Source organism: Microbacterium sp. SORGH_AS_0421, from assembly GCF_030818635.1.
Lineage (GTDB): Bacteria > Actinomycetota > Actinomycetes > Actinomycetales > Microbacteriaceae > Microbacterium.
On the sequence record NZ_JAUTAO010000001.1, the window covers coordinates 1,117,664 to 1,142,207 of the forward strand.

Here is a 24,544-nt window from a genome sequence, read left to right on the forward strand (position 1 = left end):
GGTATGGGGGATCAGGGCTTGACGGTCGGAACGGCCGCGGGCGTCGCCGTCGGCGATGCCGAGCTGCCGCCCGAGATCGTCGCGGAGGCCTCGCCCGAGGGGCCGGCCGTCCGGTCGGTACCCGAGCAGCTGACGGTGTACGTCACGCGGAGGGTCTGACCGGGGGCGTTGCTGACCGTCAGCTTGGCGTTACGCGCGTCGGGCGCGAACGACGCGGTCGACTGACCGTTGGTGTCGAAGGTGCCGTTGGTCGCGGTGAAGTTGTACGACGTGACCGATCCGGTTCCCGAGGGGCAGGAGTACTGCTGCCACGAGATCTGGATGTCGCTGCCGGCCGTGACCGAGGTACCGGGCAGGGTCGGAGTGCCGGGCGTGGAGAGCGGTGTCTCCTCGCCGTAGACCGTGACCTCGATGTTGGTGCCCTGCGGGTTGCGTCCGGTCGGGTCGACCACGTAGATCTTGCCGACCTGATCGGCGCTCGCTGCGGCGTTGCCGGTGGCGCAGGTGGCGCCGAGGTTCGCGTCGCGCAGAAGCTCCCGGGCCTCATCGCAGGTCTTGCCGATGAGGTTGAGAGCGTCGACGTCGACGAGAGTGTTCGAGGGCGACGGGGCAGGCGAGGGCGACGACGGGCGAGGTACCGGGGTCGAGGCCGAGGCCGAGGGGCTCGCCGGAACGGCGTCCGGATCGCCCTGATTCGACAGCAGCGTGAAGAGCGTGCCGATCAGAACCAGAGCCAGCAGCGCGATGAGCGCGACCAGCGGCCACGTCCAGGGGCTGCGCTTCTTCTTCTGCGGCGCGGGGTCTTCTTCGGTGTGCTCCTCGGTGAGGAGAGAGGTCGCGGCCGCGGAGGCGGGCATGAGGCGCGTGGTGGCGGAGGTCTGTCCGCCGGCCGTGAGCAGTTGCGTCGCGTCATCGGCGAAGGCAGCGCCCGTCGCGATCGCCGGGACGGCCGCGGCGGCCGCGGCGAGGTCGCCGCGACGCAGGGCAGTGGCGGCGCGCGAGACGGCGGCAGAGGAGGCCGGACGGTCGTCGGGCTTCTTGGCGATCATCGCCATCACGAGATTCTGCACCGGCTGCGCCACGGTGGGCGGGAGCGGAGCGGGCTGCTCGTTGATCTGCGCCATCGCGATCGCGACCTGCGACTCGCCCGTGAAGGGGCGCTTGCCGGCGAGGGATTCGTAGGCGACGATTCCGAGCGAGTACGTGTCGGTGGCCGGCGACGCCGGGTGACCGGACGCCTGCTCGGGCGAGAGGTACTGCACCGTGCCCATCACCTGGCCGGTCGCGGTGAGCGGCACCTGATCGGCGATGCGCGCGATGCCGAAGTCGGTGATCTTCACACGACCGTCCGGCGTGATGAGCAGGTTGCCCGGCTTGATGTCGCGGTGGACGAGACCCGCGGCGTGCGCGGCCTGGAGGGCTGCGGCCGTCTGGGCGACGATGTCGAGAGTCTTGTCGGTCGAGAGAGAGCCGTCGCGCTCGAGGATCGTCGACAGGGCTTCGCCCGGGACGAGTTCCATCACGAGGAAGGCGCTGCCGTCTTCCTCGCCGTAGTCGAACACGCTGGCGATGCCTTCGTGGTTGACGAGGGCGGCGTGGCGGGCCTCGGCGCGGAAGCGCTCGAGGAAGCCCGGGTCGCCCATGTACTCGTCTTTGAGGATCTTGATCGCGACGGTTCGTCCGATGACGTGATCCGTCGCCTCCCAGACCTCGCCCATACCGCCGATCGCGATTCGCGAATCGAGCTCGTAGCGTCCTCCGAAGGTCACACCTTGCGTCGGTCTCATTTACCCAGCACCGCCTCCATGACCTTCTTCGCTATCGGGGCGGCGATCTCGTTGCCGCTCCCGTTCTGCCCCTGGCCTCCACCGTTTTCGACGACCACGGCGACGGCGACCTTGGGGTCGTCCGCCGGTGCGAAGCCGGTGAACCAGAGAGTGTAGGGACGGGAATCGTTCTCCGCCGTGCCGGTCTTACCCGCCACTGCGACCCCGTCTATTCTTGCATTCGATGCTGCGCCGTCCTGGACGTTCGCCGTCATCATGGTGACCATCTGCGCGGCGATCGAGGGTTCGAGAGCCCGCCCGAACTCACTGCTGCTCGCCTCGTCCTTGACCGACAGGTTCGGCTCGATCACGCGGTCGACCATGCGCGGGTTCATCACGACGCCGCCGTTGGCGATGCCGGCCGAGACCATCGCCATCTGCAGGGGCGTCGCGCGCACGTCGCCCTGGCCGAAGCCGCTGAGCGCGGTCTGCGGGGCGTTCGGCGAAGCCGGGTAGGTGGAGGGGGTGGACTCGAGCGGCATGCTGAACGACTTGTTGAATCCGTACTTCTCGGCCTCGGCGCGGATGGCATCGTCGCCGAGTTCGACGGCGAGCTCGGCCATGGGGATGTTGCAGCTCAGCCGCAGAGCGGTTGCGATCGTCACGGTGTCGCCCCCGCCGCAGGTGCCGCCGCCGGCGTTGCTGACGACGTTCGTCGACTGGGGCAGCGTGTACGCGGCGAGGTTCGGGAACGTCGAGTCGGGCGTGTAGCGACCGGATGCCAGGGCGGCAGAGGCCACGACGAGCTTGAAGGTCGAGCCCGGGGGGTTGAGGTTGCCCCCGATGGCACGGTTGTCCAGAGGCTTCGAGGTGTCGGCCACGAGCTGGTCGTACGCCGCGTTCACGGCATCTGTGTCGTGCGAGGCGAGCGTGTTGGTGTCGTAGCTGGGCTTGGAGACCATGGCGAGGATGCGGCCGGTCGACGGCTCGATCGCGACGACGGCGCCCTGGAGATCACCCATCGCGTCCCAGGCGGCCTTTTGCACGTTCGGGTCGAGCGAGAGCTCGACGTTCGAGCCGCGTGGGGCCTGACCGGTGATGGCCCGGTCGATGCGGGAAAAGAACTGGTTCGAGTCGGACCCGCTGAGCACGCTGTTCTCAGCGGATTCGATCTGGGTCTTCGCGTCGAGCACGGGGTTCATGTAGCCGGTCACGGGAGCCCACATCGCGGCATCCGTGTACTGACGCTGCCAGCTGTAGACGTCGTCGGAGGGCACGGACGAAGCGATCGCGGTGCCGCCGGCGATGATCGATCCACGCTGGATCTGGTACGAGTCGTAGAGAGCGCGGGTGTTGCCCGTGGTGTTGGTCAGCGAGTTGGCCTGAGCGACCTGGATGATGCTCGTCGAGGCGAACAGGGCCAGGAACATCGCCAGCATCACGATGCTGAGGCGTCGGAGCTCTTTGGTCACGGTGCCTCCTCCAGGATCGGGGCGTCGACGGCGGTGGACGGGCGGTTCATCAACCGATCACCACCCGGGGGCGGCTGCGTACCGCGTCGGAGATGCGCAGAAGGAACGCCACGATGATCCAGTTCGCGATCAGCGACGAGCCGCCGGCCGCGAGGAACGGGGTCGTGAGGCCGGTCAGCGGGATCACGCGGGTGACGCCGCCGACCATGATGAACACCTGCAGGGCGATGGTGAACGAGAAGCCCGTGGCGAGCAGCTTGCCGAAGTCGTCCTGACCGGCCAGGCCGATGCGGATGCCGCGGCTGGTGAACACCATGTAGAGCGCGAGGATCGCGAACAGGCCGACCAGGCCGAGCTCCTCGCCGAGGCTCGGCACGATGTAGTCGCTCTGCGACAGCGGGGTGATGTAGGGACGACCCTGGCCGAGCCCGGTGCCGAACAGGCCGCCGTGCGCGAGGCCGAAGATACCCTGCACGAGCTGGTAGCTGCCGCCGTCGCGGTTGATGACCTCGGGGTCGAAGGCGCTCAGCCAGTTGGCGAAGCGGCCGTTGACGTAGGGGAGGACTCGGGATGCCAGGAACGCGCCGCTCGCGACCAGCACGAGGCCGATCAGCACCCAGCTCGTCTTGCCCGTGGCGACGTAGAGCATCGCCACGAACATGCCGAAGATCAGCAGGCCCGTACCGAGGTCGCGCTGGAGCACGATGATGCCGAGCGAGACGAGCCAGATGATCAGCACCGGGCCGAGTTCGCGCGCGCGCGGCCAGGTCATGAAGAGGAAGCGCGTACCGGTCGAGGTGAGGCTCTCCCGCGTGCGCACGAGGTACCCGGCGAAGAAGATCGCCAGGCAGATCTTGGCCAGCTCGCCCGGCTGGAACGACACGAAGCCGAGCGACACCCACACGTCGGCGTTCTGGTCGGTGCCGAGGCCCGGCACGAACGGCAGCAGCAGGAGCAGGATGCCCACGAGGCCGAAGAGGTAGGTGTACCGGAACAGCACGCGGTAGTTGCGCACGAAGATCAGCACGGCGAGGGCTGCGACCATCGCGATGGCCGCCCAGGCGATCTGGCGGTTGCCCGTGGCATCCCACCCGCTCGCCTTCTCGGCGAGGTCGATGCGGTAGATCATCGCGATACCGAGACCCGTGAGGACGGTGGCGATCGGCAGCACGAAGGGGTCGGCGTCGCGGGCGCGCAGGCGCAGCACCACGTGCATCACGAGGGCGAGCACAGCGGGGATCGCGGCGATCGTGAGGTAGCCGGTCTCGACCGTGTTGTTCACGCCGAGCTGGACCAGCACGACGGCGCCGCCGTAGACGATGATCGCGAACAGGAGCAGACCGAGCTCGCGATTGCGCTGCTTGGCGGGGACGCGGATCTTCTTCAGCGCGCGCATGACGGCCGTGTCGGTGGACACGGAGTCACCGGATCGGGTGAGCTTCTGATCGGTCATCCGCTTCCCTCCGCCGCGGGACGCAGGCGTTCGACGATCTTCTCGGCGTCTCCGAGCGACGGGGCCGAGATGGTGGCTTTGACGGTCTGCCGATCGAAGTCGGACAGTCCGTCCAGCGGGATGTTCGTGTCCTGGTAGACCGTCGACAGCGAGATCGGGCCGATGGACTGCTGGATACCGCGATAGATCACGACCGAGTCGCTGTCGGCGCCGACGTAGTAGAGGGTCTGCGTCCAGTTGTACCCGGCGAACAGGCCGACGCCGATGGCGGCGAGGACGAGGATCAGGGCGGCGAGCCAGCCGAAACGGCGTCGGCGGGCACGACGGCGGTCCTCTTCGATGAGCTCCTCGAGGAACTCGGCCGCCGGCTCGAAATGCGTCGGCTCGTTCGCGACCTGACGGGCGTGGTGGAGCCAGCCGGATCGGCCGGGGCGCGCCGCGGGGACGACCACTCCGCTGGGGTTCGAGGCGGAGCCGACGATGGTCGGGGTGCCGATGAAGACCGGGTGCTGCCCGCCGACGTCGACGAGGACGACGGTGACGTTGTCGGGCGCACCGCCATCGAGAGCCTGCTTGAGCAGAGCGTCGGCGGTCCGAGCGGGGGGCAGTCCGAGAGCGAGGGTCTTCGCCGTGTGCGCGTCGTCGACGACGCCCGAGAGACCATCGGAGCACAGGAGCCAGCGGTCGCCGTCCTGCGTCGGCATGATGAAGCTGTCGATCTCGGGATCGGGATCCATATCGCCGAGCACCCGCATCAGCACCGATCGACGGGGGTGGTACCGCGCCTCTTCGGGCGTGATGCGACCGGAGTCGACCAGGCGCTGCACGAAGGTGTGGTCGGCCGTGATCTGCGTGAGCGTGTCGTCCCGGTACAGGTAGATGCGCGAGTCGCCGATGTGGCCGATGACGGCGTAATCGTCGACCATGACCAGAGCACTCACCGTGGTGCCCATGCCGGCCAGCTCCGGGCGGCGCGCCACGGTGTCGATGAGCTCCGCCGCCGTGTCGGCGAGGGAATCACGGATGGCGTGCTCGGCCTGGGCGGGGGAGCCGAAGGGCTGGTCGAGCTCGGTCAGACGGCCGATCGCCAGGCTCGAGGCGACGTCACCGCCCGCGTGACCGCCCATGCCGTCGGCGACCACGAAGAGGTTGGACCCGGCGTAGCCGGAGTCCTGATTGTTGGAGCGCACCTTGCCCGTGTGGGAGATGGCGGCGCTCGAGCCCTGGAAGACCATGGGTGAGGGTTACTTCCTCAACTCGAACGTCGTGGCGCCGACCTTGATCGGAGCACCCACCTTGACCTGTACCGGCGCTGCCACGCGGACGCCGTCGTGCGAGGTGCCGTTCGTCGAATCGAGGTCTTGCAGCATCCACTGCTCCCCCCACAGCACGAGGCGGGCGTGATGGCTGGAGGTGTAGTCGTCGCGGATGACGAGACCCGACTCGCTGGAGCGGCCGATCGTCAGCGGCTCGGTGCCCAGCGGCAGCTCGAGCCCGGCTTTGGGGCCGCTCGTGATGACGATGCGCGAGACCGCCGACGTGGTCGCGAGCCCCCCGGCGGGCGCGGGGGCGGGAGCGGCGGGACGCTTGACCTGCGTGGTGACCGCGTCGGGCGAGGAGGTGGGAGCGGCTGCCGCCGGGGCAGCGGATGCCGAGGGCTCGGGGAGCTTGCGCACCTTGACGCCGAAGAGGTCGGCGCGCAGCGAGTACACGACGCCGAACACGAAGAACCACAGCAGGACGAGGAAACCGCCCTGCAGAAGGAGGAGAGTCAGCTGACTCATGAAAGGGGTCCCCGTTCCCGGACGTCGAAGATGCTCGTGGCGTCGGACGCCGAAGAGCGTCGCGGCGGCTGGGCCTGAGCGACCACACGGAACACGATATTGGTGCGTCCGATCGAGATCGTCGAATCGGGCGGAAGAGCGGCCTCGGAGACCTTGCGACCGTTCAGGGTCGTGCCGTTGGTGGAACCGAGGTCGCGCACCATGGCGCGTTCGCCGTCCCACAGGATCTCGACGTGCTTGCGGCTCGTCCCGGCATCGGGGATCGTGATGTCGGCGTCGCTGCCGCGACCGATCACCGTGCGGGCGGATGTCAGCGGGTGACGGGTGCCGTCGATGTCGACGACTCCGCGCCAGGCGACCTGGCCCTCGGTGGTCTGCGAGTCCACGCGCAGCGTGCCCGTGGACAGGGAGCCGTCGCGCTCGATCGAGATGGCGACGGGGCCGGCGAACGAGTAGCCCTGAGTGCGGGCGTGCTTCTTCACCAGGGTGTCGAGCTCGGCGACCAGGGTCGAGCCAAGCGCGCTCATCTTCTCGTCGTCGGCGGGGGAGAGGCGCACTGCGAAGGTGTTCGGCGCGAGGATGCGCTCACGCGTGACGACGACGGCCTTCTTGTCGAGTTCGCTGCGCAGAGCGGACGCGATCTCCACCGGCTGGATGCCACTGCGGAAGGTCTTGGCGAACGCACCGTTGACGGCGCGTTCGAGACCCTTCTCAAAACTGTCGAGTAGCCCCACGAGACTCCTTCAGGCAGGCAGACCAGTAGGCACATCGTAGTCAGCGCGGCTGGGGAGGTCATGGACGCGGGCTTCGGAGCCGCGTTTCGTGACCTGGTGGCCGCCGTGATATTCTCGGGAAGTTGGTCGCGTGGCATCCTCGATGCCGCGCAACGCGCGAGTGGCGGAATAGGTAGACGCGCTGGCTTCAGGTGCCAGTGCCCGCAAGGGCGTGGGGGTTCAAGTCCCCCCTCGCGCACCATAGGAGGCTTACTGCAATCGCCCTGGCTTTGCAGGGCGGTAAGTAAGTCACCTACGGTTCCAACGAAAGGGTCACCCCTCGGGGTGGCCTTTTCGGCTGTTTCCGGGCTTCTGCGGGCCTGCTCGGCTCTTGCCCCAACCGGGGCCGTTTCAAGGCTCTGTCCGGCTTGTAGGGCCGTCCAGCCGCGTTCAGCGGCCAAAAGCTCGACGAGCGGCGAAGTCAGCTCGTCACCGATCACTTCGTCGTTGACGACGTAGATGCGCTGGAAGAACGCCTGGTTGAGTTGGCGCCTCGTCTCATCCGATGCTCGGCGGTACAGCTCCTGTGGATCCGACAGCAGGTCGAGATGCGCATTGATGTACGCCAGTCCTCCCGAAAGGTCGAGTTCGACCGCGTCGAGTTGTGCTGTGAGCTTGGTGTGGGTGCGGCCGATCTCATGCAGCTTGACCTTGATGCGGGCGGTCGGCAGCTCGCCGTCAGCGGCAAGGTCGATGAGGTTCTCTTCTTTCACCGCAAGCTGGCGAAGCTGGCTCTCAAGCTGTTGCCGCAGCAGTTGCTGGGCGCGGGCCTTGTCGGCGACAGCGGATTCGAGGCCCTCTCGCACAGCGGCGATGAACTCGCCGCTGAAACGGATGGTCTTGTAGTGCGCCTCGATGGCGCGCTCGACCCGCTCCATGTTGGAGTACGGTGCATCGCAGGTGTGATCTTGGACGCCCCGGCAGAAGAAGTAGGCGTACTCGCCGCCGTTTCGACCGGTGGCTCGCATGATGATCATGCGTTTGATGATCCGGTCTTCGAGACGGCACCGTCCGCACCAGATGGTGCCCTTCAGGTAGTGGTCGTTCTTGATGCGCCTCTCGCCGGACTTGTTCCGGGCGTCGAGCAGCGTCTGAACTTTCTCGAACAGTTCGGAATCGATCGGAGGCTCGTGACGCCCGTCGTACGTTTCACCCTTGTACTCGATCTCGCCGAGGTAGTAACGGTCCCGGAGAAGTCGCTGCACCTTGGAAACGACGATCGGTGCGGCCGGGCGCGTGGCGGTGGGCCGTGATCTGAGCCCACGATCCGCCAGCTCGGTCGTGATGTCGTCGAGGGAGTACTTTCCCGAGGCGTAGAGCTCGAACGCGAGCTTTACGAATGAGGCACGCTCGGGATCGATGGTGATGGAGCGGATCTCTCTCTCCCGTCAATGCGGTCGAGCGTGTTGAGGTAGCCGATGGGTGAGGTGGGAAACGAAGGTTAGCCTCGTGTTCGCACCTATCGCAACCGTGCGGTGTAACGAAGGTCAAGCCCGATGTCGCGAACGATTGCGCGCGCGTCGAGGATCTCGTGCCGAATTATCCGACCATCGCGTATTGCCGATTTTTCGAGATATTCGGCGAAGCGATCATTACTGATGACGAAGATGGTGGGTTCCGCAGCCAAATCAAGAACAGTCTTATCTGTGCTCGTGGCGGGAGCGGTAACATGCACCGATGGTCCAGGAAGCTGCGCACGCAAGGCGCCGTCATCAAGGAGCCCCAGCCTCCGTCGGGTCGACGAGTCGAATACGACCGTGACTGAATACTTGTCGACGAGTTCCGCGCACAGCGCGCGGAGCGCGAAGAGACCGATTAGCTTCCCGTCCCGGTAGACCAAGTTGCTGCCGTCGATGACGATCGCGTGTACCTCGAGCGACCCTCTGCGGGCGATGTCTCGAAGCCGAGGGTCGAGCTTGGAAGCATCGCGTCCCAAGCGATCGATTTCCCTACCGAGCTGCGAGATCAGCTTCGAGGGGCTTCCATCGCCAAGGCGGCTCCGACAGTCGTTGTGAATCTGTTTCTTCTCGTACGAGTTGCCGGCACTCTGCAGGTCACGCTTGTAGCGTTGTGCAAGTCTGAGGTCGCGCTTCAAGTCGCTAATGCTCTGATGGATGCCTTCGTACTCACTCGTGGGAGCCTCTAGTTCGTCGTCGAGTGCCGAGGCCCGAGCAGGTAGCCGGTCCATCTCATCGGTCCGGCTCAAACCGGAGGTCTCACCTCGCTGACTCACCGCGTTCACTCACGAGAACACGTGACCAAACTTCATCAGGTCTGATGAGTTAGGGCGTTGGTGCAGGAGCCGGCTCGGTGAGGTGGAAGGTCGCCAAGTCCAGACCGAACAGCAGGACGGCGCCCGCAAGAGCGATCACCACCACCGCCCCGATACTGACGATCATCGAGGCACGCAGATACCAGATACTTCGTGTGACCTCGCGGAGCTCCCACTCTCGTAACGCGTCAGCGGTGGCGATGTTGCGCAACGCCGGCCACCCGAATGAGGCACGCAGGCCGCACGCCATCGCCACCAACACGAGGCCGACGGCGGCGCCGAGGAGCCAGACGCCTTGCTGCAGTTGCGTTGCGGTGGCGTCCTTCACGATTTCAGGCGCAGCTATCAGTCCCGCGACTGTGATGGCTCCGCCGGATAGCCCGACACCGTTACGCCATTTCTCGGCAGCGCTGCGGACGGACGGCAACTGGTTAGCCGCCATCTCCTTCAGCCGTTTCCGTGCGGCCAGTTCATCTGCGGTAGCGCGGCGCACGTTGACCACCCGATAGGTCATGCTGCCTTCTCCACCACGACGGTCCAGCTCTGCCCACAGCCCGTCTGCCCATCGGGTCGTCCTGGGTGGGGTTCGGTGCACGTGCATTCGATCACGAGGACCAACTCGCTCGCACCCTGAGCGACGAATGCTCCGGCGTCGTTGGACGGGACCAGCTGAAGATCGACGGGACACTCGACGGAGCCAGCGCACCACGGGCACGTCCCGCGGAAGGTGAGCCGCTTACCTCGGGCACTCTCCCTCACCGAATAGTCGCCTGCGGTGTGATCGTTGAAGGACGCGGACGGATCCGAGCCCCAGGGGGTGGCCTGATGAGTCAAGAGCGAGCCCGTCCCCGCACTCGCGCGTTCAGCTGAGCCTGCGTCAGGGAGTGCAAGTCCAGCTGTGGCTGTCCGACGGCCAGGAACTCGACCGCGAGGGCGTAGTCCTGTGTCGGGTACTCCTTCTTCTGAGCTTCCGTCCAGGGACTGTAGGTGTGGCTCAACACGAGGTAGTACGTCTCGTCGTCCACACTCCACGCGTTCCCCACCGTACGGTACCTGCGACAGAAGACGGTATCGGAGTTGACTGACTGCACCCCGGGCAGAAGGCCTGGTCGCTCCCGGCCCGTGGGCAGGTCTCGGAACGCCGCACCTCGCAGGCGATCCGCGCGTGTGGGTTGGCGGCGCCAAATCTCCTTGATCTCATCGAGGGAGATGTTGCGCACGAAATCGACGTCGATGTGGCACGAGATGTACTCGCGTCGGCTGCGGCGGACTGCGGGGTCGAAGGCGAGCGCCACCCGCAGCTCCCGCTCCCACGCACCCGACGCGAACTGCTCCGGGACGGGCAGCTCGATCACTTGGTAGGCGTTTCCGTCGATGATTCCTTCGTGCACGAGGATTGCGCGACTGCCCTCGCTTTCGAGCACGTTCTCCGCGCGCGGGACACCGTACGCGGCGTGCTGCACGCTGGGCATGTGGTGCGGCGGCTCGGCGGAGAGAGCGGTCAGCGCCCTCAACAGATTGGCTCCGGCCGCCGGATAGCGCGTGGCGATCTTCGCGATCTCGTTCGCAACGTGCGGCGCAGCATAACTCGTGCCCGCCACGGTGCTGAAGAGGCGGCCTCCACTGGCGGGCGTAAGCGAGATGGCGGAGACGTTTGCGTCGTTGATGAGGAGGGCGTCGGTGTCGTGGTTCCATGCCCAGCTGCCGCCGTACCCGCCGAACTCAGGTTTCTGCTGGCCTGTGCCGGTAGGCCCGGTGCGGGAGAAGGGTGCGCCCTTCCCTGCGGGGGCAATGCCGACGCCGCCCGGGAAGCGCGACACGTCGACCTGGTCAGTGTGGGCAATCGACCCGACCGTAAGCGCCAGCGCGGCCGTTCCCGGCGCGGCGATACGCGCGTTCTCGCCTTCCAGGTACTGGGGGTAGTCGGTCTTCCAGTGCGTCCCAGAGGGCAGTGCGGTGAGGTTGCCGGCGCTGACGATGACCACCATGTCGAGCTCTCGGGCGAGCATGTCGATGACTGCGGAGAGGTCCGCCGGGAGTGCCCCTGAGTCGGCGTACGCCTGCGCGTACGCAAAGACCACGATGCGTACGTTCTCGGAGGCGAGCCAGCGCATGGCACTTTCGACTTGCAGGGTTGGCTCGTCGGCGAGTTCCGCTTGTCCCTGCGCGTTGCTGTGAGCTACTCGGGCTGCATAGATCGGTCGCGGGTCACGGTCCACGGTGCCACCGAGGAGGTCGGCCACCCTTCCCCATGCGGCAATGGCAGCGACGTGCGTGCCGTGGGTGGTCGGGGTGCCGAGCGCGCCTGAGGAAGGGAAGTCACGGGTCGCCCGCACGACATTGTGCATCCAGGGGTTCGCGGTCGACACGAGGTCGTCGATCACGCCGATGGGCGCCCCGGCGGGGGTGATGCTGTCCGTCGGGCGGGGCGCCGTGCTGAGATCTTCCGCGCGCACGTCGATGGCCAATGGGCCTCGGACGCGCTCGACGAGCGAGTGATTGAGCAGAGCGTCTAGTGTCGCCCGATCCACCTGCGCACGCAGGTGGATCCGATCCGGGTTCGACGCGTCGCTGAGCAGTACGCGGACGCGTCCGTCGGTGTCGGAGGTGATCAGCGCCTCGACCTCGTCGAGGCGCTCTTTGGCGACCTTCAGTGCTCCACGGGAGGCGACGGACGTGGGCCAGATGCTGACGTCGACGGTGGTCACGTCGTCGACCTCGGGGAAGCGAAGGTCTGGCGCGGTACGGTCTTCGCGTCCGTACAGCTCGATGCCGGTGATGTTGTCCAGTGCGTCCAGCCACGCCTTGGAGGACGTGGTGAAGTCTTCGGGGTCCTCGTTGTATCCCTCGATGAGTGTGCGGAGTATCGCGCGGGAGTCCGCATCGCTCAGTGCGTAGAAGGCGCGGTCGTGGGCGAAGGCAAGTTGTACGAACTTGTGCTCCCATCCTCCGAGCCCGGAGGTCGAGAACGGCATCTTGCCGGTGATCTTGAACACGTGGCGGCCGAGATCGTCAGCGTCGATACCGTCGTCTTCGACATCGTCATCGGTGCTCAATGAGAACAGCCCCGGCGAATGTGACTCGAGCCCCTCGAGGATTCCCCGCAGGGTCGTGGCCTGTCCGCGGCGGCTGAAGTCTCCGCCGCCGTCAGGGAAGCCCTCGCGGCGTTTGGCGCCGTCGAGGGTTAGCGGAGAAGGAAGCGGGAGATGGTCGGCCACGCCAGGATGCTATGGCATCCCTCGGTCGCCGTGCGTTACATCCACGGCCGCGAAAGCGTTTCAGATAGGGCGCGGTGGAGGTGCACGGGGTCGGGGGTGCTTGCATCGTCAAGGGCGGCAGAACGTCGTACCCAGTACGCGAAGTACTCGACCGCAGCATGAGGACGGCCGTTCAACTCGTCCGCCAATCCGCGTATTTCGTCGAGGGACAGCTCGGGGAGGAGCCGGCTGAGTAGCTCGGCGATCTCGGTTGCGGTGGGCAGAGGAAGTTCGACGATGGTGTCAAATCGCCGCCACAGGGCCGAGTCGAGGACGCCGGAATGGTTCGTGGCCGCCACAATCAGTGACGGACCGGCGTAGCGGTCAATCTGTTGCAGGACTGCATTCACGACGCGGCGAAGTTCGCCGTGGTCGCTCGGGTCGTCGCGCCGCTTGCCCAGACTGTCGAACTCGTCCAGGAAGAGAACGTACGGGCCAGAGCTGGCGAACTCGAACAGGTTGTTGAGGTTGGCTGCGGTCTCGCCGAGGTAGCTGGAGATGAGCCCTTCTACACGCGCGGTGACGAGTGGGCGACCGAGTTCACCCGCGAGCGCCTCGACCGTGCTTGTCTTCCCGCAGCCCGGCGGCCCCGACAGCAGAAGACGGTTTCGGCGAGGGAGGCCCATCTTGTCTAGCCGAGACCACTGTCGTACCTCGTTCAGAAGCGCCTTCAGCGATGTTGCTGGCTGCTCACCGAGGACGAGGTCAGTCAGCATGGCGTCCGGCCGGCTGGTGTAGGCGAGTGGCAGTGACGAGTCGCGGTCGACGGGTACCTCAGGAAGTGCCGGTTCTTCGGTGACGGCTAGCGCGCTGTTGGCTGCGAGGATCCCTCGCAGCTCTCGGGCGAGGACGTTGTGCCGCTTGGCTTCCTCTTCCTGAATTATCGCCTGGGCGGCGCGACGGAATTTTAGATCGTCCCTCTCCCCGTATGCGGAGATCATGTCCCTCAGGTGACGCCCAGCCATGTTCGCAGTCTAACACTTTCGGTTCATGGTATGGGAAAAAAGTACTAATATTGCGTACGTGTCCGGCCGCCTTCGACGTGAAAAAATGCTCAATTTGCATCGCTCGGAGCATCTATGCGCGGCGCTGCGCAGAGCACGCGAGCAAGCCAAATTATCCCGTGCGGAACTGGCGGCGCGGTCCGGGGTGAACGCGTCGACCATCCAGAAGATCGAGGACGGACGCAGCGCCAACCCAGGCGTCTTCACGGTCGCGGCCTTGGCCGTAGCCCTCGACCTTGACATCAGCGACGTCGTCCGTCGTCGGACGGGTCGCCTGAGGACGGCGAGATTGAGTTCGGTTGAACCGAAGTCGGACCCGGACGCTCGGTGAGGGACTCTGGCGCCTTGCCGGCGCGGATAGCCCCGATTAGTTCGGGGTGGTGACGTCTGTGCTGGCCGCGACGGATCCGAGCCGCGTGACCTGCCAGACGTCCGAGACGCTCGCGCAACTGATCAGGATCAGCTGCGCGGACTCGTCCTGACTGGGCGGTCAGCCTGCTGACGCGCCCTCCGGAGCAGGCCGAATACATGCGCCGGAGTGTGGGTCTGTTGCACGGCGGCGATCCGCTCGATTGTCACGCCGGGCTCACGGTTCTCCGCGACGCGCACCACGTCGTCGCGGAACTCCTTCGGATAGGCCTTGGGCACGATGGCATCCTTCCAGGCCCGCCTTCCCAGGCAAGCCAGATCAGATGTCACCTATCCGTGCAGCAGACCCGGATCCTGATGGAGCGAGCTGTGTGAAACTGCCGCCAGTTGCTGCGGCCTGTCTCGGGGCCCTACGTTGACGTGAGGATGGCAACGCATAACGCATGTCGTCTTCGCTGAGGACTGGAGGGTGTCAGATGGGCTTCAGGGTTCAATGGGACGATGACGGCTTCGATGACGAGGACGCCATCTTTGAGACGGAGGCCGAAGCTGAGGCCTACGCTGCCGACCAGCTCAACAACTTCCACACCGGCGCCGAAGTTCTCCACCTCTCTAACCCCGGTGACTACCCGCAAGACGGAGAGGAAGATCCCGAGTACGAGATCGTGGAAGTCGAGGAATAGGCCAGCTTCGAGACCGCCTGAGCGTCCGTGGCGATGGTGGTGTGAAAGAGAAACTTCCTAGAGCATCTGGGATTTCAGCCGTAGGTATCGACCTTCACTAGCCTCCCCTCTGGCGTAGGTACTGTTCCAGGTAGGGGGAATCTCGGCGCTCAGATAGCGCGTCGATGGGTGAGCCAGTGGCGCACATTACGTTCGCGTCCAAGAGTGGGTGCGCGTGGATCTGCAGCGGATCGTCAAACACGCCGGCAAATGCAAGTCGGGCAATCTCCCCTCCTACGCCGGCGAGTATGTCTGCGACCTGCACTCGTGAATCGCTCCGCGAGTCGACGAACCTGACACCACGCAAATCTGCTCCGGGATGCCAAAGGCCGAGCACCGGGAACGGGCGTCCAGCAGCAGCTATCAGCTCGTCAACTGAGTCCGGGCCGATGCTGCCGTAATTGTCGGCGACGAACTCAAGCGGCACATCCCCAAGACGGATCGTCCAGGCCTGGGCGACGGCTACCAATGAGGGCCACATGGGATCGATCTCTCTCATCGCTGCGGCCGGCGCGGCGGCCAGCTCGATGACCTTTAGGCGGTCCGCCCACATGCGATGCAGCATCACGCCCGTCGTTCCGTCCCAGCAGTTCGCACGCGCATCACGTAGGGCGGAGAAGAACGTATCCGGCGCGGGCCGTTCGGTCCCAGCGCGCCGATAGCCTCTTAGCAGCGTCGCGAAAGACGCGAGCAGGGCATCCCACCGTTGACTGCCCACTGCGGCCGCAGCGTTGCTGGCTAGATAGTCGGCGCGTGCGCGGCCATGCAGGCCGATGTCCACGAAGTCACCTGCGAGCAGAACATCGGCGAGCTTTGCAGTGACGAAGTAGGACTTGTCCACCAGATGGATGTTCCCTGCGTCAGCCAGACTGTCGAGGGCGTTTAGGAGTGCGGGTCTGTGCCTCTGGCGTAATGCGATCTTCGACTTGAACTCAGGCGCCTGGCTCGGAATATCGCGACGCAGTCTATCCATGAGTGCGTCTGCGTCAGCGATGCTCAGACTGGTGCTCGCCAGCACGAAAGCGGGATCACGAGCGTCGAGCAGATTGTCCCCTTCGGAACCAGACTCGTCACACGCGATGACGGTGGGCTGCGTTGACTGATCCATGCCACTCATCATGGTCGGATGATGATCCGAGCGCTGCTCCGGCTTTGTAGCTTGCCCAGGCGGGTACGCCGGCCGGAGTCCTAGGCCCTGACGTTGATGACCCCGGGGAGCATGCTCGACGTGTCTAGCGACAATAGCTGCGCGGGATCACAGCCGAGCCGTACGCTGCCTGTCATGGTCACGTACATCCCCTCGCACGACGTCTCCGCGGAGTACTCCGTGTGGCGAATGCCGGAGGAAGAAGTTCGAGCGTTCCTGATTGCTACGAACCACGGTATGAGTGAGTGGCTCGACGCTCAGTGGGCCGCGGCCGAGGCGCGTGCTGATGCGATCTTCGACCCCGAGCAGCACGATGAGGGGCTGGTCGCTGAACTCTTCCAGGAAGCCGTCGGTGTGTGGCCCGACGAATACTTCTGGCAGCTGTCCAGCGCTGTCATCAAGGATGCCTGCGCGCTCTACGAGGTCTTCCTGGACGCCATGGCGAATGCGGTTCTTCGGCGCTTTGGCGCTTCCCTCAGTTCCCGCGGAACCGAGAACTCGTGGAAGTGGCCGGAGTGTGAGCTGTTCTACCGTCACTACATCGGCATCGATGTCGCGCCACCGGACATTAAGGCGGTGCTCTGGATCAGGAACAAACTCACGCATCTTCGTGGAGACCTTCGCACCCCCGCCGGTGAGGCCGACTTTCAGGCGCACGTCGCACTTCTGAAGATTGACGCCCCTGCGACAGCTGACGAGGCCGCCCTAGGTCTCGTAAGCGAAGCGCCCTATATGACCCGAGGAGTTCGGTTGACCCAACTGCAGACCCTTCGCATCCTTGACGTCGTTGCTGACCGGGTCGGCACCGTCGCCAAGGCAGCGTTTCCTTTCGACTACGGCGGGAAGGCTAACCCGCATCTCCTGGCAGTGAGGGCGAAGGCTCCGCTCCCTATCAAAGGGTTCCCAGCAAGCCTCCTACAGCTCTGACGCGTGTCTCTTGAGTATGTTGCGGACGGACGTCTCGGAGACACCAACCGAGTGGGCGATGGCAACGTTTGTGCGCCCCGCCGTATGGAGCCGCAGTATGGCATTGACGGTGTCCGGCTGGATGGCGTACGGACGCTTCATCACCCCCGTCCGCTTGAGTCGGTGGTGCACCGTCCACTCGTTGATTCCGTACTTCCGAGCGATGGCGCGGACGGGCATCTTGGCCGCATAGTCGGCGACGATGCCGGCATTTACCTCTGCACTCAACCGCTTCGGTCTTGGGTTGTCGACCGGCAAGGCTGGTCGGTCTCGTGAGGCGCGCTCCGCGCCTGCCTGAGCGCGTAGCTTCCCGAGGTGGGCAGTGTGGCGCTCCCGATTGCAGTAGGAGCGCAGGAGGCGCACACAACGAAGAAGGGCCTCGGATTTACTCCGGGGCCCTTCTTGCACGTTCGGGGCGTGACGGTCACACGAATCTCTCGACATGGATCTGCCGGTCTTTCACGCCCGCGGCCCTCGCGTCGCGGACGACCAGATCCGCCCATTCTGCGGGCCCGCAGACGAAGAGGTCCGACTCCTGCAGTTCGGGGAAGACCGAGGCGATGGTCGCCCCTCGCTCGATCGCCTCGAGCGGCATCCACGACGATTCCTCGGCGGGCCGGCTGCCGATCATCTCGACGACCGCGCCGCCGGCGTCCTGGACGAGGCTTCTCGTCTCGTCCCAGAGGAAGGTCTGCGAGCGGTCGGTCGCACGCAGAACGACCGTCGCCTCGCCCGGGCGCAGTCCGGTGTCTTCGAGCAGCGCACGTGCGGGGGTGACGCCGATCCCGGCGGCGACGACGGCCAGGCGCGGGGCGGTGCGGGCGGCATCCGTGAAGATCCCGTACGGGCCAGCGACGGAGACCTTCGTTCCGGGCCGCAGCCGAGCGAGACGCTCCGTTCCGCGGCCGAGCGCGCGCACGGTGAGGCGGACGCTCGTGTCGGTCGGCACCGCGGAGAACGAGATCGGGTGTGCGTGCCACCACGTGCCGCGACTCCAGAAGCGCCAGATCGCGTACTGCCCACCTCGGGCGCCCAGCCGCGGCAGGTCGCGGCCGGAGAGATGGATCGAGAAGACGTCCGGGGCGAGGGTCTCGACGCCGGCGACTCGAAGCTGGTGCTCTTCCGTGGCGAGCAGCGGGGCGGCGAAGCGGAACCACGCGATCGAGCCGAACGCCAGAACGTAGAGGCAGATCCAGTACACGCTCTGCGGCGTACTGCCGGAGAGAACTTGGCCGGCTGAGAGCTGATGAGGCACCGCCACCAGAACGGCGGCATAGCTGACGAGATGGATCGTGTGCCAGGCCTCGTACGCGAGTCGGCGACGCACGACGACGAGAGAGGTCACGACGACGAGAACCAGAAGGCAGCTGCCGAGCAGCGCCAGGAGCATGTCGGCCCCCGAATAGAGGGACAGCGTCTGGTGCCAGAGCGACAGACCGTCTCGGAGGGAGTAGCCCACGGTGAGCAGCGCGCCGTGGCCCAAGACGAGGTACACCGCGGGCTTGCCGAGGCGGCGGTGCAACCTCATCGCGGCGTCCTGCCCGAAGGTGCGGTCCACCCAGGGGATGCGGGCGGCGAGCACGAGCATGAGCAGCAGCAGGTCGGTGCCGATGAGGCCCGTCACGATCCCCGCGGCCGTGACCACGCTCGCGAGATCGGTCACCTGCGCGGGTCGCCCGGACCCCAGGAACAGCATCACGGCGACGATGACGGAGACCCAGCAGAGGGCGATCAGAGCGAGCTCGGCACGCTCTCGTCGGCGAACGGAACGGTCGCGGTCCCGTTGCGTCGTGCCGAGAGACGGTGAACCATACGGTCGGGTGGTGCTGCTCATGGGGCGTCCTCCGGTCGGGACGGGGCGCGCCGGCCTCTTCCAGTCTCGCATCCCGTGCTCGGTCGATCGCCGGCCGGACGACGCCGTTCGCGCGGACGCGCGACTGCACCAGAAATGCGCGTCTTACGCAACCCACCCCCCGAATCTCGTTCCTGAGAGGAAGCTGGATGCAACGAGAGTCCCGCCTCGAGCGGGCATCGGTTCACACTCGCGAAAGGAACACATCATGGGATTCTTCGGATTTCTTCTCCTCGGCCTCATCGCCGGCGCCATCGCCAAGCTGATCCTCCCCGGCAAGCAGGGTGGCGGCTGGTTCATCACGCTGCTGCTCGGCGTCGTGGGCGCTCTGCTCGGCGGGTTCCTGGGTGGTCTGCTCTTCAACGCTCCGCTGCAGGACTTCTTCTCGATCCAGACGTGGCTGCTCGCGATCGGCGGCTCGATCATCGTTCTGCTCATCTACGGCCTCATCGTGGGTCGTCGCGCCGCGCGCTGACCTTGCAGCGAAAGGCCCGGGGCGATTGGACCGCGCCCCGGGCCTTTCCGCGTCTTCGGCCGTCACCCGCTTTACTGGGCGGGATGCCGAAACACCGCCGCTTCCCTTTCCTCCTCGCTCTCGCGGGGGGATCGGTGGCGGCGTTTGTCGTGGTGTGGCCGCAAGGGGTCGGCATCCATCGCCTGCCTCTCGTAGCCAACGCGATCTCGCTGCGCGCATTGCTCGCTCTGGGCTTCGGGGTCGCCGCCCTGCTGGTCGCAGGCGTCGCGGTCTGGCGTCGGCGATGGGGAGTGGCCGCCGCCCTCTCGATCGCGCTCGCCATGGCGTCCGTGGGCAACGGGGCGGTGCTGCTCGCTCGCGGCGGGGGAGCGCCCGTGCAGCCGGGGGAGCTCACGATCGCGGCTTGGAACACGTACGGCGGTTCGGTCACGCCCGAGACCATCGCCCGGATGGTGCGTGAGACCGGTGCCGACGTCGTCAGCCTCCCCGAGACCGATGCGATCGCGGCGGCCGAGGTAGCCATCATCCTGGATCGCGAGGGCATCTCGATGGCGCACGACACGGTCGCGGCGGCACCGGACGGCGAGGTCATCCCCACCTCGATTCTGATCTCCCGCGCTCTCGGTGAGTACGAGCTCGACGCCGACGCGGGTTCCACGGTCGGCCTGCCGAGCGGGGTGTGGAGGTCGGTCGACGGCTCGGGTCCGATCCTCGTCGCGGCCCACCCCATGCCACCCCTGCCGGGCGTCACCGATCGCTGGGAGCTCGGCCTCGGATGGATCGCGGACAGGTGCACCGACAGCGACGTCATCGTCGCGGGCGATCTCAACTCCACGGTCGATCATTTCGCCGGTCTCGGCGTCGACGGGGCGACGATCGGCGGATGCCGTGATGCCGCCGCCGAAGCGGGTTCGGCCGCCGCGGGAACCTGGCCCGTGCGGCTGCCCGTCGGCCTCGCCGCGCCGATCGATCATGTGCTGGTCGGCTCGGCGTGGAGGGTGAACGGCTTCGCCGTCCTCGACGGTTTCGACGACGCGGGCACTGATCACCGCCCCATCGTCGCGACGCTCACGCCGCAGTGACACCTCGGTCCACACGGGAATTGTGGACGGCGACCGAGATCGCGTAGGGGGCGACGAAAACAACGGCGAAGAACGCACCCGCCAGGACCGCGGCGGTCCAGGGCCCCGTGTCGACGGCGCCCGTTGTCATACCGGCCCCGAACATCGCGAGGCCCGTCCCGAAGGCACGGGCCGCGACGGCGCGACCCGGAGCATTGCGGGGATTCGCCCACATCGGCAGGCGTTCGTCGCGGTAGGCCCGCAGTGTCAGCCGGATCGACCAGAACCACAGGATCGCGCCGACGACGGTGAAGATGCTCCACGCCCATTCGCTCGTCATCGCTCCACCCCAACACGGCATCGCCGCGAGGTCAACGATCGCCGCGAGCCGCGCGGGGCCGCCCCCAACAAGTTCGACCCCGCGCGGAATGCGGCAGCGGAGTCCCCTCACGCTGTGCCCTCAGTGTGCCCCCGATCGACATCGGGCGCTCGCCGCGGCCGGCCCGGGCACACGTGGCGGAGGGGAAGGGGTCCGGCGATTTCATCCGATCGGACTACGACCGGGGGCGTGGAAGCCCGTTGCGCACTCCCCAGAGGGCGAGCTGTGTGCGGTCGTCGAGATCCAGCTTGCGCAGCGCCGAGGCGGTCTGACTGCGGACCGTGTTCACTGAGACGCTCAGTCTCTTCGCGATGTCGTCGGTCGAGGTGACTCCGCTGCTGAGCAACCCCACGACCCTGCGTTCCGCGGCCGTCAGCAGAGCCACCTGCTCCGGCTCGGCGGGAGCGCTCCGCGCTTCGCGCAGTTCGCGGATCAGTCTCGGGGCGACGCGGGGAGAGATCGTGGCCGTTCCGGCCGCCGCCCCGCGGATGACCGGCAGCAGCTGATCGCTGTCGTGCCCCTTCAGCAGGTAGCCGCTCGCGCCGGCCTCGATGGCGTCGACGACGAACGCGTCGGAGACCTCGCTCGTGAGCAGGATCACGCGGCATCCGCCCTGCTCGTCCGCCGTGATCAGGCGCGTGGCCTCGATTCCGTTCATGCCGGGCATGTGCAGGTCCATGAGCACGACATCGGCGCGCTCCGCGTGGGCGAGCACCACGGCGTCGCGGCCGTTGGATGCCTCGCCCGCGACGCGAATGCCCGTGGCGTTCTCGAGCCGGAGCCGGATGCCGCGGCGCACGGTGCGGTTGTCGTCGACGATCAGGACCCGGATGTCGTTGCCGGCCGTCGTCACGGCGTCAGAAGGGGGGTCGTGGGTTCGTAGGCCGTCAGAGGTGCCTCCATGATGACCGCCCATCCGCCCGTCGAGACGGGGCCCGCGGTGAGGGAACCGTGCAGGAGGTCGACGCGCTCGGCCATTCCCGTGAGGCCCCACCCGAGTCCGGCGGGGAGATCGGAGGGCGCGGAGGCCCGGCCGGCCTCGTTGCCGACGGCCACTCTGATCGATGTCGGCGAGACGCGCACGTCGACCGACACGGGCGCGCCGGGGGCGTGCTTGCAGGCGTTGGTCAGGGCTTCCTGGACGACGCGGTAGGCGGTCGTGGAGACCATCGCGGGGAGGTCGTCGACGGCCGCGTGGACGCGGGCGACCACGTGCATCCCCCGCGACGACCAGTAGTCGAGCAGCTCGTCGAGAAAGCGGAGGTCGAGGGTCGGTTCGGCGCGCGCGTCGCTCTCGGCGCGCAGGTCGCGCAGCGCCGCATAGAGGCTGGCTGAGGCGAAACGGCCCTCTGCGCGCATCTCGGCGATGAGGGCGGCGGCCTGATCGGCGTCGAGCACGTCGATGTCGACCGCCGCGTCAGCCAGGGAGAGGAGACCGGCGAGATGCTGACCGGCGACGTCGTGCAGCTCTTGGGCGATGCGCGCCCGCTCGCGCATGCGCGCCCTCTCGAGCTCGGCCTCGTGCTCGGCTGCGGCGGCGGCGAGTTCTGCGCGCGCTCGCCGCAGGCTGTTCATGCGCCGAGCCCACCAGATTCCGAGTGCTGCGGCACCGGCCACGGGGGCGGCGAAGGCGAGCCCGGAACTCAGGACGAAGCTCCACGCCACGGCGGGCGGCGCCCCGGTGGACGTCGACCAGAGGGACAGGATGCCGACGGCTGCGCCGATCACCGCGAGCGTCCACCCGATGGCCGCCGCGGCGCGCCTCTGGGCGGCGAGGAAGAACACGGCCACGCCGACGACGAGGGGGAGGGCGCCGAGCCAGCGCGGGATCTCGAGCCCGGCGACCAGAGCGAGGTAGCAGGCAGTCGTCCCCAGCACGGCGACGAGGGGGAACCGGGCGGACAGGAGCAGGAAGGCGCTCTGCGCGGCGCACCCGGCGATCACGAGCGCGATCACCACACCGAACGGGATGCGGTAATCCCAGACGATGTCGCCCTGGAGGACGGCGGAGAGAGGGTCGGACAGCGCCTGGACGACGGTGACGAGGAACACGATGACGACGAAGGCCACCATCGCCCGGGGACGGTTCAGGACGCGGGTGAAGCCCTCGGCATCCACCATCCGGGGGTTCGCATCTTCGTCACTCGTCGGCACCGCGTCACTCTAACGTCGGCGGCAGCACGTAGACCACGTCGTCGCCGTCGCGCCCGTGCTCGACGAAACCGATGCGGGCGAGGACGGCGTGCGAGGGTTCGTCGTCGGCGGAGACGCACGCGTAGAGGGGGCGTTCCGCCTCGCGGGCCGTGAGCAGACGCAGGGCTTCGGTGGGAGCGTCGCCGTGCGCGGAGGGAGAGACGGCGAGGAGGATCTCGCGGTCGCCGTCGACGTCGAGCGCCGCGGCGACCCCGACCACGGAGCCGTCCTCGACGACGACGTGCGCGTCGACCTTGTCGTCCGCCGCCCATGCGTCGAAGGCCTCGCGATCCGCGAACGCCGCTCGGGGCCACGCGGAGGTGCTCGCCGACACCGCCTGGAAAGCGGCATCCCGATCGTGGTTTCGAAGGTCTCGCAGCTCGATGTGGGGCATGGCGTCACGCTAACGGGCGCGGGCGGAGTCGGTCGCGGCTCTTGTGCGGTCAGGCGAAACCGTGCAGGGCGAGGAACGTCCACGTGGCGCCATTGGTGTCGCGGCGCGCGACCTGGTCGTGGAAATGGCGGAAGAGCGTCTCGCGGGTGCCGTCGGAGACGCTCGTCCACCCCTCGAGGTTGCGGCGGAGGACGAGATCGAGCTGCAGGAAGGTCTTCTGGAAGACGACATTGCGTGAAACGGCCACGAGGTGCGAGGCCAGATCCATGACCGCGCGCACGTACTGCTCCGAAGATTCGGCGGAACGCATCTCTTCGACGAAGCGTGCGGTGTCGAGGAGCTCTTCATCGGTGCATCGGGGAAGGGCGACGTGCATCGCGGCCGCGATGGTGTGCGCGGCGTACTCGCGCATGTCGTTGCGGGCACGGTCGGTGAGGGCCGCAACCCGGGTGTATCTGTTGGCTGCGACCTCGACGAGTCCGATCCGCTCGAGCCGCTGGAGTGCCTCGCGCGCACGGGGGTGCGGGAGATCCCCATCAGGGTTGCCAGTTCGACGTCGCGCAGGCGGTCGCCGGCCTGGAGTCGACCATCGACGATCGCCTCGCCGAGGGCCCGGTAGGCCTCGTCGACGAGGGCGGAAGCACGCCGACGACTATCCATCAGCCGGATTTTAGGGCCTCCGGTTACCACAGCACATGGGAAGAAGTTGCTGATTCTTCGTTTTCGTGTCGCGCGCGGGCCCCCGCGCCGGTAAAGTGATCGCCGTCACGCCTCGCGTGACATATCCGGGGGGATCCGTCGACGCCCGGGCTTCGAGCCTTGCTCAGCCCGGGCGTCGTATGGGCTTACGGCGTGTTTCCGCGTATCTCGCGCCTCGCAACGTTTGTGTCACGGACCCGTGCGAGAACAGACCCCGGCGGTTACCGTGGGGGCACAGACCGGCGCGCTCGGCGCCGGCTCAAGCGGAAAACGGCAGAACGAATGAGCACGCAGGGCACGGTCAAGTGGTTCAACTCGGAAAAGGGCTTCGGCTTCATCGCGCCCGATGACGGCAGCCAGGACGTCTTCGCGCACTACAGCGCGATCCAGTCGGGCGGCTACCGCTCGCTCGAAGAGAACCAGCGCGTCGAGTTCGAGGTCGCCCAGGGCCCCAAGGGCCTGCAGGCGGAGAACATCCGCCCCCTCTGATCCTCCACCGGCTCCGG

25 protein-coding genes, 1 tRNA gene and 2 pseudogenes are annotated in these 24,544 nt (G+C 66.8%); 8 read left to right on the plus strand and 20 right to left on the minus strand.

The genetic code is table 11. The annotated features are described in order from the left end of the window. Positions 1 to 11: 11 nt before the first annotated feature. From QE416_RS05270 to QE416_RS05295, 6 genes are read right to left on the minus strand one after another with little or no spacing between them, the layout of a single operon-like run. Positions 12 to 1,787: a protein kinase gene (locus QE416_RS05270; protein ID WP_267788848.1), complete on the minus strand. Its 1,776-nt coding sequence runs from the start codon at positions 1,785 to 1,787 to the stop codon at positions 12 to 14. After that, positions 1,784 to 3,238 (minus strand): penicillin-binding protein 2, encoded by a 1,455-nt coding sequence (locus tag QE416_RS05275; protein WP_307314155.1) that lies wholly within the window; start codon positions 3,236 to 3,238, stop codon positions 1,784 to 1,786. The genes QE416_RS05270 and QE416_RS05275 overlap by 4 nt, the downstream gene beginning before the upstream one ends. A gap of 49 nt (positions 3,239 to 3,287) precedes the next feature. Beyond that, positions 3,288 to 4,691: an FtsW/RodA/SpoVE family cell cycle protein gene (locus tag QE416_RS05280; RefSeq protein ID WP_267788851.1), complete on the minus strand. Its 1,404-nt coding sequence runs from the start codon at positions 4,689 to 4,691 to the stop codon at positions 3,288 to 3,290. Beyond that, positions 4,688 to 5,926, minus strand: coding sequence for a PP2C family serine/threonine-protein phosphatase (locus QE416_RS05285; protein WP_210075575.1), 1,239 nt, complete (start codon positions 5,924 to 5,926; stop codon positions 4,688 to 4,690). Before QE416_RS05285 ends, QE416_RS05280 begins: the two co-directional genes overlap by 4 nt. Positions 5,927 to 5,935: 9 nt before the next feature. Next, positions 5,936 to 6,475, minus strand: a complete 540-nt coding sequence (locus tag QE416_RS05290) for an FHA domain-containing protein (RefSeq protein WP_307314160.1) — start codon at positions 6,473 to 6,475, stop codon at positions 5,936 to 5,938. Next, positions 6,472 to 7,209: a DUF3662 and FHA domain-containing protein gene (locus QE416_RS05295; protein ID WP_267788854.1), complete on the minus strand. Its 738-nt coding sequence runs from the start codon at positions 7,207 to 7,209 to the stop codon at positions 6,472 to 6,474. The genes QE416_RS05290 and QE416_RS05295 overlap by 4 nt, the downstream gene beginning before the upstream one ends. A gap of 154 nt (positions 7,210 to 7,363) precedes the next feature. Here QE416_RS05295 and QE416_RS05300 point away from each other — a divergent pair. Then, positions 7,364 to 7,450: transfer RNA gene (locus tag QE416_RS05300), tRNA-Leu, on the plus strand. A gap of 346 nt (positions 7,451 to 7,796) precedes the next feature. Continuing rightward, the gene (locus QE416_RS05305) at positions 7,797 to 8,501 is read left to right on the plus strand and encodes a hypothetical protein (protein ID WP_307314166.1); all 705 of its coding nucleotides are present in this window, start codon (positions 7,797 to 7,799) and stop codon (positions 8,499 to 8,501) included. Here the strand turns inward: QE416_RS05305 and QE416_RS16465 are convergent. The 5 genes and pseudogenes from QE416_RS16465 to QE416_RS05325 form a co-directional block, all read right to left on the minus strand. Continuing rightward, positions 8,382 to 8,624: pseudogene (locus QE416_RS16465) on the minus strand (recombinase family protein); the annotation flags it as partial. The gene QE416_RS05305 and the pseudogene QE416_RS16465 overlap by 120 nt on opposite strands. Positions 8,625 to 8,707: 83 nt before the next feature. Continuing rightward, positions 8,708 to 9,343: a hypothetical protein gene (locus tag QE416_RS05310; RefSeq protein WP_307314168.1), complete on the minus strand. Its 636-nt coding sequence runs from the start codon at positions 9,341 to 9,343 to the stop codon at positions 8,708 to 8,710. A gap of 187 nt (positions 9,344 to 9,530) precedes the next feature. Continuing rightward, a complete protein-coding gene (locus tag QE416_RS05315; RefSeq protein ID WP_210075586.1) occupies positions 9,531 to 10,034 on the minus strand; it encodes a hypothetical protein in 504 nt (167 codons plus the stop codon). 316 nt (positions 10,035 to 10,350) lie between these two features. Beyond that, positions 10,351 to 12,738 (minus strand): S8 family serine peptidase, encoded by a 2,388-nt coding sequence (locus tag QE416_RS05320; RefSeq protein ID WP_307314171.1) that lies wholly within the window; start codon positions 12,736 to 12,738, stop codon positions 10,351 to 10,353. 35 nt (positions 12,739 to 12,773) lie between these two features. Beyond that, on the minus strand, positions 12,774 to 13,718 hold the full coding sequence (locus QE416_RS05325; RefSeq protein ID WP_307314172.1) for an AAA family ATPase: 945 nt from the start codon (positions 13,716 to 13,718) through the stop codon (positions 12,774 to 12,776). An 82-nt stretch (positions 13,719 to 13,800) separates the two neighbouring features. On the opposite strand from QE416_RS05325, the gene QE416_RS05330 reads away from it, so the two are divergent. Beyond that, positions 13,801 to 14,112: a helix-turn-helix transcriptional regulator gene (locus tag QE416_RS05330; protein WP_210075593.1), complete on the plus strand. Its 312-nt coding sequence runs from the start codon at positions 13,801 to 13,803 to the stop codon at positions 14,110 to 14,112. A 128-nt stretch (positions 14,113 to 14,240) separates the two neighbouring features. On the opposite strand, the gene QE416_RS05335 is transcribed toward QE416_RS05330, so the two are convergent. Continuing rightward, positions 14,241 to 14,429 (minus strand): hypothetical protein, encoded by a 189-nt coding sequence (locus tag QE416_RS05335; protein WP_210075595.1) that lies wholly within the window; start codon positions 14,427 to 14,429, stop codon positions 14,241 to 14,243. 164 nt (positions 14,430 to 14,593) lie between these two features. On the opposite strand from QE416_RS05335, the gene QE416_RS05340 reads away from it, so the two are divergent. Next, entirely contained in the window at positions 14,594 to 14,833 is a 240-nt protein-coding gene (locus QE416_RS05340; RefSeq protein WP_210075596.1) for a hypothetical protein, read from the plus strand. Positions 14,834 to 14,930: 97 nt separating this feature from the next. Here QE416_RS05340 and QE416_RS05345 read toward each other — a convergent pair whose 3' ends face one another. Next, a complete protein-coding gene (locus tag QE416_RS05345) occupies positions 14,931 to 15,992 on the minus strand; it encodes a DUF3800 domain-containing protein (protein ID WP_307314178.1) in 1,062 nt (353 codons plus the stop codon). 162 nt (positions 15,993 to 16,154) lie between these two features. Between QE416_RS05345 and QE416_RS05350 the strand changes: the two genes are divergently transcribed. Then, a complete protein-coding gene (locus tag QE416_RS05350; RefSeq protein WP_210075601.1) occupies positions 16,155 to 16,946 on the plus strand; it encodes a hypothetical protein in 792 nt (263 codons plus the stop codon). Positions 16,947 to 17,409: 463 nt separating this feature from the next. Here the strand turns inward: QE416_RS05350 and QE416_RS05355 are convergent, their stop codons facing one another. Then, positions 17,410 to 18,819 (minus strand): ferric reductase-like transmembrane domain-containing protein, encoded by a 1,410-nt coding sequence (locus QE416_RS05355; protein ID WP_307314181.1) that lies wholly within the window; start codon positions 18,817 to 18,819, stop codon positions 17,410 to 17,412. Between the two features lie 226 nt (positions 18,820 to 19,045). Here QE416_RS05355 and QE416_RS05360 point away from each other — a divergent pair, with 226 nt between their 5' ends. Continuing rightward, positions 19,046 to 19,312, plus strand: a complete 267-nt coding sequence (locus QE416_RS05360; RefSeq protein ID WP_210075605.1) for a GlsB/YeaQ/YmgE family stress response membrane protein — start codon at positions 19,046 to 19,048, stop codon at positions 19,310 to 19,312. 83 nt (positions 19,313 to 19,395) lie between these two features. Beyond that, a complete protein-coding gene (locus QE416_RS05365) occupies positions 19,396 to 20,394 on the plus strand; it encodes an endonuclease/exonuclease/phosphatase family protein (RefSeq protein WP_307314185.1) in 999 nt (332 codons plus the stop codon). Here the strand turns inward: QE416_RS05365 and QE416_RS05370 are convergent. The 6 genes and pseudogenes from QE416_RS05370 to QE416_RS05395 form a co-directional block, all read right to left on the minus strand. Then, positions 20,381 to 20,713 carry a hypothetical protein gene (locus QE416_RS05370; protein WP_267788859.1) on the minus strand — a complete coding sequence of 111 codons (333 nt, stop codon included), beginning with the start codon at positions 20,711 to 20,713 and terminating at the stop codon, positions 20,381 to 20,383. The genes QE416_RS05365 and QE416_RS05370 overlap by 14 nt on opposite strands. 214 nt (positions 20,714 to 20,927) lie before the next feature. Next, positions 20,928 to 21,605, minus strand: a complete 678-nt coding sequence (locus tag QE416_RS05375; protein WP_267788860.1) for a response regulator transcription factor — start codon at positions 21,603 to 21,605, stop codon at positions 20,928 to 20,930. Then, complete coding sequence (locus tag QE416_RS05380) at positions 21,602 to 22,906, minus strand: sensor histidine kinase (protein WP_307314189.1); 1,305 nt, start codon at positions 22,904 to 22,906, stop codon at positions 21,602 to 21,604. Before QE416_RS05380 ends, QE416_RS05375 begins: the two co-directional genes overlap by 4 nt. A 4-nt stretch (positions 22,907 to 22,910) precedes the next feature. Further along, positions 22,911 to 23,339 carry a GNAT family N-acetyltransferase gene (locus tag QE416_RS05385; protein ID WP_210075616.1) on the minus strand — a complete coding sequence of 143 codons (429 nt, stop codon included), beginning with the start codon at positions 23,337 to 23,339 and terminating at the stop codon, positions 22,911 to 22,913. Positions 23,340 to 23,388: 49 nt separating this feature from the next. Beyond that, on the minus strand, positions 23,389 to 23,751 hold the full coding sequence (locus QE416_RS05390) for an FCD domain-containing protein (protein WP_307317997.1): 363 nt from the start codon (positions 23,749 to 23,751) through the stop codon (positions 23,389 to 23,391). 155 nt (positions 23,752 to 23,906) lie between these two features. Continuing rightward, positions 23,907 to 23,999, minus strand: a pseudogene (locus QE416_RS05395) (hypothetical protein); the annotation flags it as partial. Positions 24,000 to 24,320: 321 nt separating this feature from the next. Here QE416_RS05395 and QE416_RS05400 point away from each other — a divergent pair. Then, positions 24,321 to 24,527 carry a cold-shock protein gene (locus tag QE416_RS05400; protein ID WP_056225145.1) on the plus strand — a complete coding sequence of 69 codons (207 nt, stop codon included), beginning with the start codon at positions 24,321 to 24,323 and terminating at the stop codon, positions 24,525 to 24,527. Positions 24,528 to 24,544 lie beyond the last annotated feature (17 nt).